This window comes from Runella sp., from assembly GCF_965279615.1.
Classification (GTDB): Bacteria; Bacteroidota; Bacteroidia; order Cytophagales; family Spirosomataceae; genus Runella.
In genome coordinates this window covers 259,899-273,967 of the sequence record NZ_OZ257252.1, presented here as the reverse complement: position 1 = coordinate 273,967, position 14,069 = coordinate 259,899, and the positions used below count along the sequence as shown (strand labels likewise).

The 14,069-nt window shown below is 45.5% G+C and carries 10 protein-coding genes; 8 read left to right on the top strand and 2 right to left on the bottom strand.

Annotated elements, in window-relative coordinates:
* The first annotated feature begins 11 nt into the window (after positions 1 to 11).
* The 6 genes from ACQY73_RS01160 (at position 12) to ACQY73_RS01135 (ending at position 3,400) form a co-directional block, all read left to right on the top strand.
* A complete protein-coding gene (locus ACQY73_RS01160) occupies positions 12 to 551 on the top strand; it encodes an NUDIX hydrolase (protein ID WP_428660295.1) in 540 nt (179 codons plus the stop codon).
* A gap of 78 nt (positions 552 to 629) precedes the next feature.
* A complete protein-coding gene (locus ACQY73_RS01155; RefSeq protein WP_428660292.1) occupies positions 630 to 1,037 on the top strand; it encodes a hypothetical protein in 408 nt (135 codons plus the stop codon).
* A gap of 96 nt (positions 1,038 to 1,133) precedes the next feature.
* Positions 1,134 to 1,985, top strand: a complete 852-nt coding sequence (locus ACQY73_RS01150) for a methylated-DNA--[protein]-cysteine S-methyltransferase (RefSeq protein WP_428660290.1) — start codon at positions 1,134 to 1,136, stop codon at positions 1,983 to 1,985.
* Between the two features lie 63 nt (positions 1,986 to 2,048).
* Positions 2,049 to 2,705, top strand: coding sequence for a ribulose-phosphate 3-epimerase (gene rpe / locus ACQY73_RS01145; protein ID WP_428660287.1), 657 nt, complete (start codon positions 2,049 to 2,051; stop codon positions 2,703 to 2,705).
* A 16-nt stretch (positions 2,706 to 2,721) separates the two neighbouring features.
* Positions 2,722 to 3,195 (top strand): DUF6932 family protein, encoded by a 474-nt coding sequence (locus tag ACQY73_RS01140; RefSeq protein WP_428660284.1) that lies wholly within the window; start codon positions 2,722 to 2,724, stop codon positions 3,193 to 3,195.
* Positions 3,173 to 3,400, top strand: coding sequence for a hypothetical protein (locus ACQY73_RS01135; protein ID WP_428660281.1), 228 nt, complete (start codon positions 3,173 to 3,175; stop codon positions 3,398 to 3,400). The genes ACQY73_RS01140 and ACQY73_RS01135 overlap by 23 nt, the downstream gene beginning before the upstream one ends.
* Before the next feature lie 508 nt (positions 3,401 to 3,908).
* Here ACQY73_RS01135 and ACQY73_RS01130 read toward each other — a convergent pair.
* Both ACQY73_RS01130 and purL read right to left on the bottom strand, forming a co-directional pair.
* Positions 3,909 to 4,523, bottom strand: a complete 615-nt coding sequence (locus ACQY73_RS01130; RefSeq protein WP_428660278.1) for a hypothetical protein — start codon at positions 4,521 to 4,523, stop codon at positions 3,909 to 3,911.
* A 113-nt stretch (positions 4,524 to 4,636) separates the two neighbouring features.
* Positions 4,637 to 6,883: a phosphoribosylformylglycinamidine synthase subunit PurL gene (purL, locus tag ACQY73_RS01125; RefSeq protein ID WP_428660276.1), complete on the bottom strand. Its 2,247-nt coding sequence runs from the start codon at positions 6,881 to 6,883 to the stop codon at positions 4,637 to 4,639.
* Between the two features lie 689 nt (positions 6,884 to 7,572).
* On the opposite strand from purL, the gene gltB reads away from it, so the two are divergent.
* Together gltB and ACQY73_RS01115 are read left to right on the top strand one after the other, a co-directional pair.
* Positions 7,573 to 12,153 (top strand): glutamate synthase large subunit, encoded by a 4,581-nt coding sequence (gene gltB / locus ACQY73_RS01120; protein WP_428660273.1) that lies wholly within the window; start codon positions 7,573 to 7,575, stop codon positions 12,151 to 12,153.
* A 169-nt stretch (positions 12,154 to 12,322) separates the two neighbouring features.
* Positions 12,323 to 13,858 (top strand): glutamate synthase subunit beta, encoded by a 1,536-nt coding sequence (locus ACQY73_RS01115; RefSeq protein ID WP_428660271.1) that lies wholly within the window; start codon positions 12,323 to 12,325, stop codon positions 13,856 to 13,858.
* Positions 13,859 to 14,069 lie beyond the last annotated feature (211 nt).

The following is a 14,069-nucleotide window of genomic DNA, read 5'->3' as shown; positions in this document are numbered from 1 at the left end:
AAACAACATACATGAAACGTCATTCTCTCTTAACACTCCTCCGACAACACACTCCTTTTGACGCCGAAGAACATAAAATGTGGCTGGATACGATTCAATTTGTAGAGCAAAATCCCGATTGTTTTGAACGATGGCTAGCCATTGGCCACATAACAGGCTCCGCATGGATCGTGAATGAAACTCAAACGTCGGTTCTGTTAATGCACCATCGCAAATTGGACAAATGGTTTCAGCCCGGAGGGCACGCCGACGGAGAGTCGGATATTCTACAAGTTGCTCTCAAAGAAGCCCGGGAAGAAACAGGGTTAGAAATCATTAATGTATTGGATACCAACATTTTTGACGTAGATGTGCATTTGATTCCTGCCAATGTTAAAGATCCTGCGCATTATCATTATGATATACGGTTTCTATTGCAGGCCGATAGCCAAAATCCGCTCATTATCAATAGCGAATCAAAGGATTTAGTTTGGGTTCCTCTACCTGAAGTGGGGCGTTATAACAATTCTGAATCCATTATGCGAATGGTCAGGAAAGTGGGATCAAAGTAAATTTTTCGGGCAGAAAGTGATTATAATTACCTAGTATTTTTACTTTAGCAGCAGTATTCCATTAATCGATAAAACATCATGAATTACACTGTCTCCTTTCGCTTGGGCGGATGGGCTGCGGCATTGTTCTTGCTTTCTGCCCCATTGCTTGCCCAACAAGTTAAAGAAAACCGTAATAATTACCCCAAACCGCTTCCCAAAGTGGAGAAACTTACGCTTTCTGTTCATCGTGCCGAGCCTTTTATTTTTTCTCCTCACTTATCGTACAAAGAGCAAAAACAAATTCAGTTGGCCAAAAAGAAGGCCGGGGGCATAACGTTTGTTTTAAAATCATCCGGTTCTTTTTCGGGGAAAAAGTCAACAGATAATTACAAGCGCCCGACGATCAATACCAACCCAACACTAACACCTTCGGAGCAGCGTATTGCAGATACAACGGCTCCGTTCGTACGTTATGAGTGGACGGATTCCCTTAAAAATCGATAATCTGTTCTGTTTTATTTTCTTTTCATGATTCCGCAAGAATCGGATTGAAGTACCCGCCGGGGTCAAGTACCTTTGTTGACATAAAAAGCTAAAAACATGGAAACTATCAACGATCAACAGGTACTTGACTATCAGCGCATCGAAAAAGCGATTCAATTCATTGAGCAGAATTTCAAACAGCAACCTACCCTCGGTCAGGTCGCCGATCACATTGCGTTGTCAGAATTTCATTTCAATCGCCTTTTCAGTCGCTGGGCCGGAACAAGTCCGCAGCGTTTCATGCGTTTTTTGACCAAAGAGTTTGCAAAGGAATGCCTTTCCAATTCTGACAATTTACTGGATGCCACGTTCGAAACAGGCCTTTCAAGTACCAGCCGATTACACGACCTGTTTGTTACCTACGAGGCCATGACTCCCGCCGAATACAAATCCAAAGGCGCAGGACTCACCATTCATTACGGCATTCACGAAACACCGTTCGGAGCCTGTCTCATTGCCGTTACTTCTCGAGGAATCACTGACTTGCGCTTCCTGAGTGAAGATGCCGCAGATGCGGTTTCAAATGAAGTGCGGCAGGATTGGGCCAATGCAGATTGGATAGAAAATCAGGCCGTTACACAGCCATACATTGACCAAATTTTTTACCAAACTTCTTCCAACGCTGTTCCCTTAACAATGCTACTGCGCGGCACCAATTTTCAGATCAAAGTATGGGAAGCATTATTGAGAATTCCGTTTGGGCAGTTGGTGAGTTACGATGATATAGCGCAACGAATCGGTCAGCCAAAAGCGCAACGGGCCGTTGGAACGGCAATCGGAAGCAATCGGATCGGCTACTTAATTCCCTGTCACCGCGTGTTGCAAAAAGTGGGCGGTATTGGTGGTTATCGCTGGGGACTCACACGCAAAAAAGCGATTTTAGGGTGGGAAATGAGCCATAGTTCATAAAAAAGGCGAACTTTGCCGACGATTCTCATTTTTAGTATACTTTTTAGCCGGTACTGTTATTTCATGAATGCACCATTGATTGCTCCTTCCGTTTTAGCTGCTGACTTTGCCAATCTTCAACGCGACGTAGAAATGCTCAACCGCAGCGCTGCCGATTGGATTCACGTAGATATTATGGATGGGGTCTTTGTCCCCAATATTTCGTTTGGTTTGCCCGTTACGGCAGCCATTAAAAAATACGCGCAAAAGCCGCTGGATGTTCATTTAATGATCGTTCAACCCGAACGTTACCTGGAAGCATTTCGTGATGCCGGCGCCGACATTCTTACCGTACATTACGAGGCCTGTCCGCACTTGCACCGTACGATTCAGCACATTAAGTCATTAGGTGCTAAAGCAGGGGTGGCACTTAACCCCCATACGCCGGTGAGTATGTTGCAGGAAGTCATTACAGATCTGGACTTGGTATTAATTATGTCGGTCAATCCGGGCTTTGGGGGTCAAAAATTCATTGAGCGAACCTATGAACGCGTTCGTCAAATGGCCGCGATGATTGCTGAATCAGGAAGCAGTGCCATTATTGAAATTGACGGTGGCGTTAATCAAACCAATGCTTCTCTCCTTTATCATGCCGGTGCCCGCGCATTGGTAGCCGGGAATTTTGTCTTTACTGCCGCTGATCCGGTGCAGACAATTGCGGAGTTGAAGAAGGTTTGGTAAAAAACACAGCTAACGAATGAAATTTGACGAATATGGGTATCTAATGCCTTATGACATAATCCCAGCCGATCTTGTGGTATTTAAACAAGTATTTGTTAATGGGTTTCCAAACTCAATTACCCGAACTGTCATTTTTTATGAATACGAACAATATCTTCTCCGCATACAACAAATCATAAATGGGCCGTTCTATCAGTGGGTTGATGGAAGTTTTACGTCTCAAAAACTAAATTCCCACGACATCGACATAGTTACATTTGTAGATGCCCCCATTTTTGACGCCAACGAAAATCTACTAAAAAATTGTAGGTTAAATCAGTACGTTGATGCTTATTTTGTAAGAACATTTCCAAAAGAGCCCCCCAAACGCTTTTTTACGAATCAGATTATTTACGGTGGTATCATTTATTCATCCGTAGTCGTGACAAAAAATCAAAAGGAATTATTCAACTTCAATTTTAAGAAGCATGAATTCGATAGGAAACTATGAAGAATGGGCAGTGAGGGTATCACGCCTGTTAGAACTGGTAGCAATGGACAATGATGCGATCAAAATGCATAAAGAAGGCGAAAGCCCTGTATCAATCATTGAGCAATATGAGCGTTTAAGAGATCAACATCTGAATGAATTACGCGAGCTCTTAAAAGATTCAGGCATGACGATACAATTACTGAATATGAGTAATGCTGCATAGCCGGCGCGCTCTCGTAGCGGGAAATTTTGTCTTTATGGCCGCTGACCTCTTACAGAAGATTGCGGAGTTGAAAAGTGTTTACTTTTACTAAGGATATAAAGCACACGAATGATTTTTTACATTCGCGTGCCCCTATGCTTGGTATCTTTCTTCCCCTTTACACTTGTCCATCTCTCAATGTTACAATATTTTGGAGTAATAGGGCAAAAAAATCCCATACCATTTTCACCAAAAAGGTCTGTGGAGACACCTAAAGTATATACACAAAATCGCCACTGACTTTTTCATCAAAATCGCAGATATACTATCTTGAACAAACCATCAAAGTGGGCTAAATTACCCATCAGATTTGTGTAAAATGGTATATTAAATACGGTCTAAGAGGTTGAAATGATGAACAAAAAAGATGTGTATATACTTTAGGTGGAGACACAGACCAAGGGTAAGAGTAAAAGAAGGTTTGGTAATTATAAAAAGCGCGAATGATTTTTCACATTCGCGCTTTTCTTTACGCGTTAGCCGGTAAAATATCTTCGTCTTCCAATATTTGTTGCAGGCAAAAAGAATAGTCATCAAAGAGAGGGACCGTTTCGTGCCATTGGAAAACCTCTACAATTCGGTGTGATTTAATCACAATAATTCGGCGCCCTTTAGTGAGAATCCACACAATACCTTCTACGCCAAAATCTAACAATTGTCCCGATTTTTCTAAAATGTAATCCATTTCCGTGCCTGTTGCCGATTCATCATCATACTCTTTAGGATCAATTTTTATATCAACTTCGACAATAAATTTGGGAGGAACATCACTGTATTTATCTGAAAATGGGTCTTTTAGCTTATTTTTCTCGACAATAACTATATCATTTGCCAAATTTTGTCGGTGATTAAGATGCAATCCTGCTTCATTGGTGGGTACCCAATACAGTTTTTTAGGTAAAATTGTTTTCAAATAAAACACAAGTGCCTGTATAATAAGCGATTGAAAAACGCTACTCCCCATAATTTCTTCTTCCGTTTTAAGTCCTGACAATACCTGACGATAGCCGCGGCGATAATACACACGACCACCAAACTCTTCATATTTCAGGCTCGCGGGGATTTGTTGCGTTGCAGTTGCCATTTTTTTGCGGTTAATTATCCAAATTTAACCATTTTTCGGAATCTCCAATAAAAACGCCGGCAGAACTGCAAATCTGCCGGCGTTTTTAACGTCCATTAGTTATGTATTAAGACTTAACTCATCAGTCTTCCCAACGAGTTATCATACAGGTCTTTTGCTTCTGAAGTTGAAATCACTTCCTGACCGTCAACCACAAATCCGCCCGATGTTACTTTTCCAAGCAATGCGTGGGTTGTTTTCAGTTCTCCACCCAATACTTTCTGGAATTTCGCTTGCTTATCGGGACTCACACTCACAATCACCCGACTTTGCGATTCTCCAAATAGGAACGCATCGGTGCGGTAGTCATCCATCGTTACGATGTCAAAACCTAAACCCGTTGGTAAGGCTGCTTCCGCAATTGCAATAAATAAGCCACCATCCGACACATCGTGTACCGATTGAACCAACTGTTTTTCGATCAATTGATTTACCGCTCCCTGCAAATTGTATTCTTCCTCCAGATCAAACGCCGGAGCAGGTGATGCTTTTACGCCACGGTAAGAATATAGATACTCAGAAGAAGCAATATCGTTTTGAGACTGGCCAACTAAGTAAATCAGATCTCCTTCGTTTTTAAAGTCAAGGGTCGTTTGGTTTTCCGGTTTTTCGATCAACCCGATCATACCAATCGTAGGTGTTGGAAATACCGGACCGTCGTCGGACGATTGGTTGTAAAAACTCACGTTTCCTCCCGTTACCGGCGTTTTGAATTTCAAACAGGCTTTGCCCATTCCCTGAACGGCATTCACAAACTGCCAATATACTTCAGGCACATACGGATTACCGAAATTCAGGTTGTTAGTCACCGCCAACGGCTCCGCGCCCGTACATACCAAATTACGCGCGGCTTCCGCCACGGCAATTTGTGCTCCGATAAAAGGATCGGCGTTGACGTAGCGCGCATTGCAATCTACCGTCATGGCAATAGATTTCTGATAATGAGGGCGTTTTACATCACGAATCCGCACAACACCCGCGTCTGACGGGCGGTTGGTGGTTCGATTGGCCGTTCCAACGGTAGAGTCATACTGCTCGTACACCCATTTTTTGGAAGCGATGTTGGGATGCGATAAAAGGTGCTTCGCTACTTTTCCGATCTCTTCACCCTTTACATCGCTAACATTATTTATATCAAATTTCTTGAATTCCTGATAATAGGCCGGCTCGCGGTATTCGCGGTTATATTGCGGAGCACCGCCTCCCAATACCAGATCGTGCGCCGGAACGTCGGCAATCAGTTCGCCATGTTGGTAGAAATGCAAACTGCCGCCTTCCACTACTTCACCAATTTGGGCGCAGTGCAGATCCCATTTATCAAAAATACTTTTTATATCGTCTTCTTTTCCTTTTTCGATCACCACAAGCATCCGTTCCTGCGATTCTGAAAGCAGGATTTCCCAGCCTTTCATGTTGGTTTGACGCGTGGGCACTTTGTCGAGGTCGATGATCATTCCGTGCTCGCCTTTGGCGCTCATTTCGGAAGTGGAACAGATAATTCCCGCCGCGCCCATGTCCTGAATACCAACTACATAGCCCGTTTCGATGATTTCGAGCGTAGCTTCCAGCAATAATTTTTCCATAAAAGGATCGCCCACCTGCACCGCCGGAAGTTTTTCGGTCGATTTTTCGCTGATGTCTTCCGAAGCAAAACTGGCCCCACCGATACCGTCTTTACCGGTAGCGGAACCAACGATAAACACGGGATTTCCGACCCCGTAACTGATCGCTTTGGCCACTTTTCCTGCCTCAACGATCCCGGCCGAGAAGGCGTTCACGAGCGGATTGGTATTATAACATTCGTCAAAAAAGACTTCTCCGCCCACGGTTGGAATCCCGAAAGCATTACCATAATCACCGATGCCTTTGACTACGCCTTTCACCAGCCATTTGGTTTTGGCTAATTTTGGATCACCGAAACGAAGGGAATTAAGCTGAGCTATCGGACGTGCGCCCATCGTAAAAATATCGCGGTTGATACCGCCTACGCCCGTTGCGGCCCCCTGATATGGTTCAAGCGCCGAAGGGTGATTGTGAGATTCTATTTTAAAACTACAGGCTAAACCATCTCCGATGTCCACCAAGCCGGCATTCTCCTCTCCTGCTTTCGCCAACATACGCTCAGAATCACGAGGAAGGGTTTTAAGCCAAACGATAGAGTTTTTGTACGAGCAGTGCTCAGACCACATGACCGAAAAAATACTTAATTCGGTAAAATTCGGTGTACGGCCCAGTATCTGTTTAATTTGTTCAAATTCTTCGGGAAGAATACCCAATTTCTTGGCAGTTTCAACGGTAGGAAGTTGTTCGACGTGTTCCACGAGGGGGAGATTTGGGATTGAATGATAAAAAAACAAGTTGGCAACGGAGTTCCGATGCGCTGTGTGACGAAATCACGGGGCAAAGGTAGGATTTTGAAGGCAGAGGCTCAACTATTTTGTATCTTTACCCTACATTTATCTGTTTCCGTTCGCATGAAAAAGTCATTTTTGTTCCTTATTCTTTCTCTTTCAGGCCATTTTTAGCGCGTTTATTAACGATCTTCAATCAAAAAAGGATAGATACCGGTATCGACGCTGATTTCAAAGCATAAAAACAATGTGCGGAAAAAATTCCCCGGTACTTAGAAGCATACTCTTCTTTTCGCGAACGACCGGGTTAGTGTAATAAAATTCAAAATAAATGAGTAAAGAGCATTTCAACTTTGCTTATTTTTCAATATTTTTACCTTTTTTTAGAGAAACAATCAAGGATTCATTCATTTATTTAAAAATTTGTAAATCTACCTTCGATTGCTTTATCAAATTGTAAAATTTCAAGATTATTTAATATATTCTTAATAACTCAGAATTTCAGGTACATTATTCGGCAAAAACGTTGTTGCACCAAATAAATTTTTGAGTATCTTGCGTGTGATTATTCAGAAAAACAAAGTGCCGATCATTGTTAAAGCCAAAGCGTAATTCAACACGTAATGGCCATTCACCCAACCCCAATACACAACAAAACCATGTCAGAGCCTGCCCAACTGGGGTTATATCGCCCCGAGTTTGAACACGACGCTTGCGGTATCGGTTTCCGCGCCAACATGAAAGGTCGTAAGTCGCACCAAATGGTAGCTGATGCTATCACCATGCTCGAACGCATGGACCACCGCGGTGCTTGTGGCTGTGACCCTAACACAGGAGATGGTGCGGGAATTCTTATTCAACTTCCCCACGAGTTTTTCGTGGAAGAATGCGCAAAGCTTAACATCACCCTTCCCTCCGCCGGAGAGTATGGCGTCGGAATGATCTTTTTTCCAAAAGACCAAAAGCTTCGTGAGGAATGCCGCGATATTCTGAATCGTAAGCTGAAAAAATTAGGTCTGGAGCTTCTTGGGTATCGACGCGTTCCTACGCTCAACGATACATTAGGAGAAGGATCGCTTTCTGTAGAACCGCAGGTTGAACAATTATTTATCAAGCGTCCTGATTCGGTCACGGATGAGCTTGGTTTTGAGCGCAAACTGTTTGTGTTTCGTCAATACGCCACCCGTCTCATTTATGAGTCGGTGTTGGGTTCAAAATCTCACTTTTACTTCTCTTCCCTCTCCTGTCGTACCATTTCTTATAAAGGACAATTGACGACCGGACAGTTGAAATATTATTTTCCGGATTTGCACCACGAATCGGTGGTTTCGGCTTTTGCCATTATCCACTCTCGTTTTTCGACCAATACTTTCCCGTCGTGGAAACTGGCGCAGCCTTTTCGTTATGTAGCTCACAACGGTGAGATCAACACCGTACGCGGCAACGTAAATTGGATTCGGGCAGGCGAGAAATCGTTCTGGTCGGATAAATTCACCAAGGAAGAAATGGATATGTTGCTGCCCATCTGCGACATTACCAATTCGGATACTTCAAACCTTGACAACGCTATTGAGCTTTTATACTTATCCGGACGTTCGCTGCCGCATGTAATGATGATGGTTGTGCCCGAAGCCTGGGACGGCAACGATGCCATGGACCCCGAACGCCGCGCTTTTTACGAATACCACGCCGCGATTCAGGAACCTTGGGACGGCCCCGCATCTATCTCATTTACAGACGGAAAGATCATCGGAGCAACGCTCGACCGCAACGGTTTGCGTCCTTCCCGTTATTGGGTGCTTGACGATGACACCGTCATCATGGCCTCTGAAGCAGGGGTATTGGACGTAGATCCCGCCAAAGTGGTATCCAAAGGCCGTCTGCAATCGGGAAAAATGTTTGTGGTCGATATGGAACAGGGCCGCATCATTCCCGACGATGAGTTGAAAGCCGATATTTGTTCACGTCAGCCATATCAACAATGGTTGGATGAAAATAAAATCAAGATCGTTGACCTTGAACCGTCACAACGCCCGTTTGCGGCGTATGATGATAAGTCGTTGCTGAAACGCCAAATTGCTTTCGGGTTCTCTTCCGAAGACCTTCGAATGGTACTCGGGCCAATGGCCGAAACCGGTTATGAGGCCATCGGTTCTATGGGAGTTGATACCCCTCTGGCCGTATTGTCGGAACAAAGTCAACACCTTGCCAATTACTTCAAGCAGCTTTTCGCGCAGGTGACCAACCCTCCCATTGACTCAATTCGGGAGCGTTCGATCATGTCGCTGATCGCGTTTGTGGGTTCAACGGAAAACCTGTTGACCGAATCGCCGCTGCATTGCCGTCAGATTGAATTGGATCAACCGGTATTGACCATTGAAGAATTTGATAAGCTTCGTTGGGTAGATAAAGCACATTTTCAGGCCAAAACCATCAATGCGTATTTCTCCGCAAGTGATGGCGGCAAAGGTCTGACGCGGGCGCTGGAACGCATCTGCCGCTACGCCGAAGATGCCATTGAGGACGGTTTTGAGATTTTGGTCATTTCTGACCGCGCCATCGACTCCGACCACGCCCCTATTCCGTCGCTTTTGGCTACTTCTGCCATTCACCATCACCTGATCCGCAAAGGATTACGCGGAAGGGTCGGTATTTTGGTAGAAGCAGGAGATGTATTTGAAACTCACCACGTTGCTACCCTCATCGGGTACGGAGCGTCGGGGGTTTGCCCTTACATGGCTTTCCAAACCCTGGCGTACATGAACCGCCACGGCATGATCAACGGAGAGTTTACCAACGAAAAACTGAACGCTAATTACATTAAGGCCATCAATAAAGAATTGTTGAAAATTTTCTCTAAAATGGGAATTTCAACACTTCAATCGTATCAGGGAGCGCAGATATTTGAGTGTCTCGGTCTTAATAAAGACGTCGTTGACCGCTATTTTACAGGGACCATTTCCCGCATCAGCGGAATGGGAATTGATGAAATTGCCCGGGAAGTATTGGTTCGTCATAAAGTGGCCTACCCTGAAACGCCCGTGGTCAACCCTCGCTTGGAAGTGGGAGGTTTTTACCAATGGAAACAACGCGGCGAAGCCCACATTTTCAATCCGCAAACGATTCACCTTCTGCAACAATCTACCCGTAAAGGCGGCGAAGAAGGCTATCAGATTTTCAAGAAATTCTCAAAACTCATTGACGATCAAACCCAAAAAGCGTTAACGCTTCGCGGTTTGATGCGTTTCCGAAAAGGAAAATCCATTCCTATTGAAGAGGTTGAACCCATTGAAAATATCTTCAAACGCTTTGCGACGGGTGCCATGTCGTTCGGCTCCATTTCGTGGGAAGCTCACACGACGTTGGCCATTGCCATGAACCGCATCGGAGGGAAATCAAACTCGGGAGAAGGTGGCGAAGATGAGCTTCGTTATAAACGACTGCCTAACGGCGATTTTATGTCGTCGGCCATTAAACAGGTAGCTTCCGGGCGTTTTGGGGTAACAAGCCATTATTTAAGCAATGCGGAAGAACTCCAGATCAAAATGGCTCAGGGCGCCAAGCCCGGAGAAGGCGGGCAATTGCCCGGCCATAAAGTAGACGACTGGATCGGACGGACGCGCCATTCTACGCCGGGCGTTGGATTGATTTCGCCGCCGCCTCACCACGACATCTATTCAATAGAGGATCTGGCCCAATTGATCTACGATCTTAAAAACGCCAACCGTGCCGCCCGCATCAGCGTAAAACTGGTGTCGGAAGCAGGGGTAGGAACGGTCGCAACGGGGGTGGCTAAAGCCCATGCCGACCATATTTTGATCGCCGGCCACGACGGCGGAACGGGTGCTTCACCTTTAAGCTCGGTCCGTCATGCCGGTTTGCCTTGGGAGCTTGGCTTGGCCGAAACTCACCAGACGCTTGTTAAAAACAAACTACGCGGCCGCGTCACCATTCAGGCTGACGGCCAGATGCGTACCGGTCGTGACTTAGCGATTGCCGCTTTGTTGGGCGCCGAAGAATGGGGTGTAGCTACCGCTGCCCTCGTCACTGCCGGTTGTATCATGATGCGTAAATGCCATCTGAATACCTGCCCGGTAGGGGTTGCTACCCAACGTAAAGAATTACGCGCGTTGTTTACGGGAAAACCGGAATACGTTGTCAATATGTTTACGTACATGGCCGAAGAATTGCGCGAGATCATGGCGCAGTTGGGCTTCCGTACCATCAACGAAATGGTAGGTCAGGTACAATACCTTGAAATGCGCGATGACATCAAGCATTGGAAATACAAAGCGCTGGATTTCCAAGCTATGCTTTTCAAAGAGCCGGTAAGCCTTGATGTTGCTCAGTTCAAACAGGAAGAACAGGATCACGGTATTGCCGATGTGATCGACTGGAAATTGATCGAAGCCGCTCAACCTGCCCTTCTGCGCTCGGAAGAAGTGTATGGTGAGTATACCATCAATAACCTCAACCGTTCGGTAGGAAACATGCTTTCCAACGAAATCTCTAAGGTTTTCGCGGGAGTAGGTTTACCGAAAGGCACGATTCACTTCAAATTCAGAGGAACGGCGGGACAAAGTTTCGGTGCATTCAACACCACCGGTATTCGCCTTGAACTTGAAGGAGATGCCAATGACTACTTCGGTAAAGGTCTTTGCGGGGCGGAACTCATCGTTTATCCCGACCGTGAAGCAACCTTCAAACCGGAAGAGAACATCATCATTGGAAACGTAGCCTTCTACGGAGCTACTGCCGGTGAGGCGTTTATTCGCGGAACAGCCGGAGAACGTTTTTGCGTACGTAATTCCGGGGCAAAAGTAGTCGTGGAAGGTGTAGGCGACCACGGTCTGGAATACATGACGGGCGGAGTAGCCATAATATTGGGAGAAGTAGGCCGCAATTTTGCCGCCGGTATGTCGGGAGGTGTGGCCTATGTGTGGGACAAAAACGGTGACTTTGCACCAAAGGTTAACCGCGAAATGGTTAATCTGGAGGAATTGGCCGAAGAAGACCACCTGATCGTCAAAGAATACATCGAAAAACACTTCCAATACACGACCAGTAACGTCGCCTTTATGATGTTACAGGATTGGGATACTTACATTGGTCAATTCGTGAAAGTGATGCCCGGCGATTTCAAAAAAGCACTTGCCAGTCGCGGTATCAGTTTGTCACAACAATTGGCTGACAAAAATGTGGTATACCAAGACATTGTCGTGGACGTAGCGCACAATTAATTAACCCATCCCTTAATACGTATGACCTTGCAGGCACATGCCTGTAAGGTCTTTGCAAAAGGGCAGGGTAAAAGATACCTTGATGAACGAATAAAGTATTGAACAAAGCTATTCGTTCCTTTACTCACTCACTCATCGCAGCGGCGAACCGCTTAATGATTTTACAAAAATGGGAAAACCCACCGGATTCATAGAATTTGGCCGTGAGTTGCCAAAAAAACGCAGCGTCGACGAACGCCGCACCGATTACAAAGAAATCGAGCCTATCGGCAGTGAAACGCAATCAAAACAACAGGCCGCCCGTTGCATGGATTGCGGCATTCCGTTTTGTCACAATGGTTGTCCGTTGGGAAATATCATTCCCGAATTCAACGATGCCGTGTATGAAGGCAACTGGGAATATGCGTACCAAATTTTGAGCAGTACCAACAATTTCCCCGAATTCACCGGCCGCATCTGCCCCGCTCCCTGCGAAGCTTCGTGCGTGTTGGGCATCAATAAACCACCCGTTGCCATTGAATTTGTCGAAAAATCGATCATTGAAACCGCCTACGAAAAAGGGTATGTGAAACCGCGTATTCCTTCAAAACGTACGGGTAAAAAAGTAGCCGTTATCGGTTCGGGCCCTTCGGGATTGGCCGCCGCCGCTCAGCTGAATTATGCCGGCCATTGGGTAACGGTCTTTGAACGTGCCGACCAAGTGGGAGGATTGCTTCGTTACGGTATTCCTGATTTTAAATTGGAGAAAACCGTTGTTTCCCGCCGTGCGGAAGTAATGGAGGCTGAAGGTGTAGTATTTAAAACCAACGTTCAGGTAGGCGTAACGATCAAGTCAGAAGAGCTTATGCGTGATTTTGACGCCATTGTTTTAGCCATTGGCTCAACCGAACCTCGTTCCATCACGATTCCGGGTTGGCAAACGTATTATGGCAAAGGAGTACACCCTGCGATGGAATTTCTGAGCCAACAAAATAAGCGTGTTTCCAATATCGACCGCATAGTAGATCATCAGGGAGAAAAATACGTCAATGGTGAACTGTTGGCGACAGACAAACATGTGGTGGTGATTGGTGGTGGTGACACGGGTTCTGACTGCGTAGGAACGTCTAACCGCCATAAAGCGGCTACGATCTCTCAGGTAGAAGTAATGCCGGCACCAAAATACGACGATAAAAACGAGCCGTTCTATAAAGTTCGCGATGAAAAAACACCTTGGCCTTTGTGGCCTTTGACCAAACGTACCTCTACTTCACACGAAGAGGGCTGCGAGCGTTTTTGGGCCATTGCCGTACAGGAATTCGTGGGCGACGGAGAAAAACTAACTCATTTACGCATTGCTGATATTACCGGCGAGCGCACCCTCGAAGACGGACGAAAGGCTCCAATCACCGAAAATGAGCGTCTCATTTCGTGTGATATGGCTTTGATCGCAGCGGGTTTTGTGCATCCTCAACAAAGTATTTTGGAACAGTTCGGTGTTGAAACCGATATTCGGAAAAACATCAAAGCAGCCGAAAACAGCTATGCTACTTCGGTGGAAAAGGTATTTGCTGCCGGCGACTGTCGCCGTGGTCAATCATTGGTTGTGTGGGCAATCTCTGAAGGACGGGAAGCCGCCCGTAAAGTAGATGAGTTCCTGATGGGCGAGTCACTTTTGGAAGCCAAAGAGATCGGAATGTTCAATCCGGCGTTTGCTCATGCTTAAAATTGTTCAGTCTTAAGTTTTATATATAAGCATTTATGATACACTAAGCCCTGCCAAGTGCAGGGTTTTTTTATGATTTCTCTCAGCCATATTTGTAAATACCTTCTCATTTTCAAACCCTTTACTAATTTCTCTTTTTTTAACCGGCACTTCAATAAACACCTTTGCAAGAAAAGCATTTCTTTTACGTTGTATTCAAAATAGCCATAGA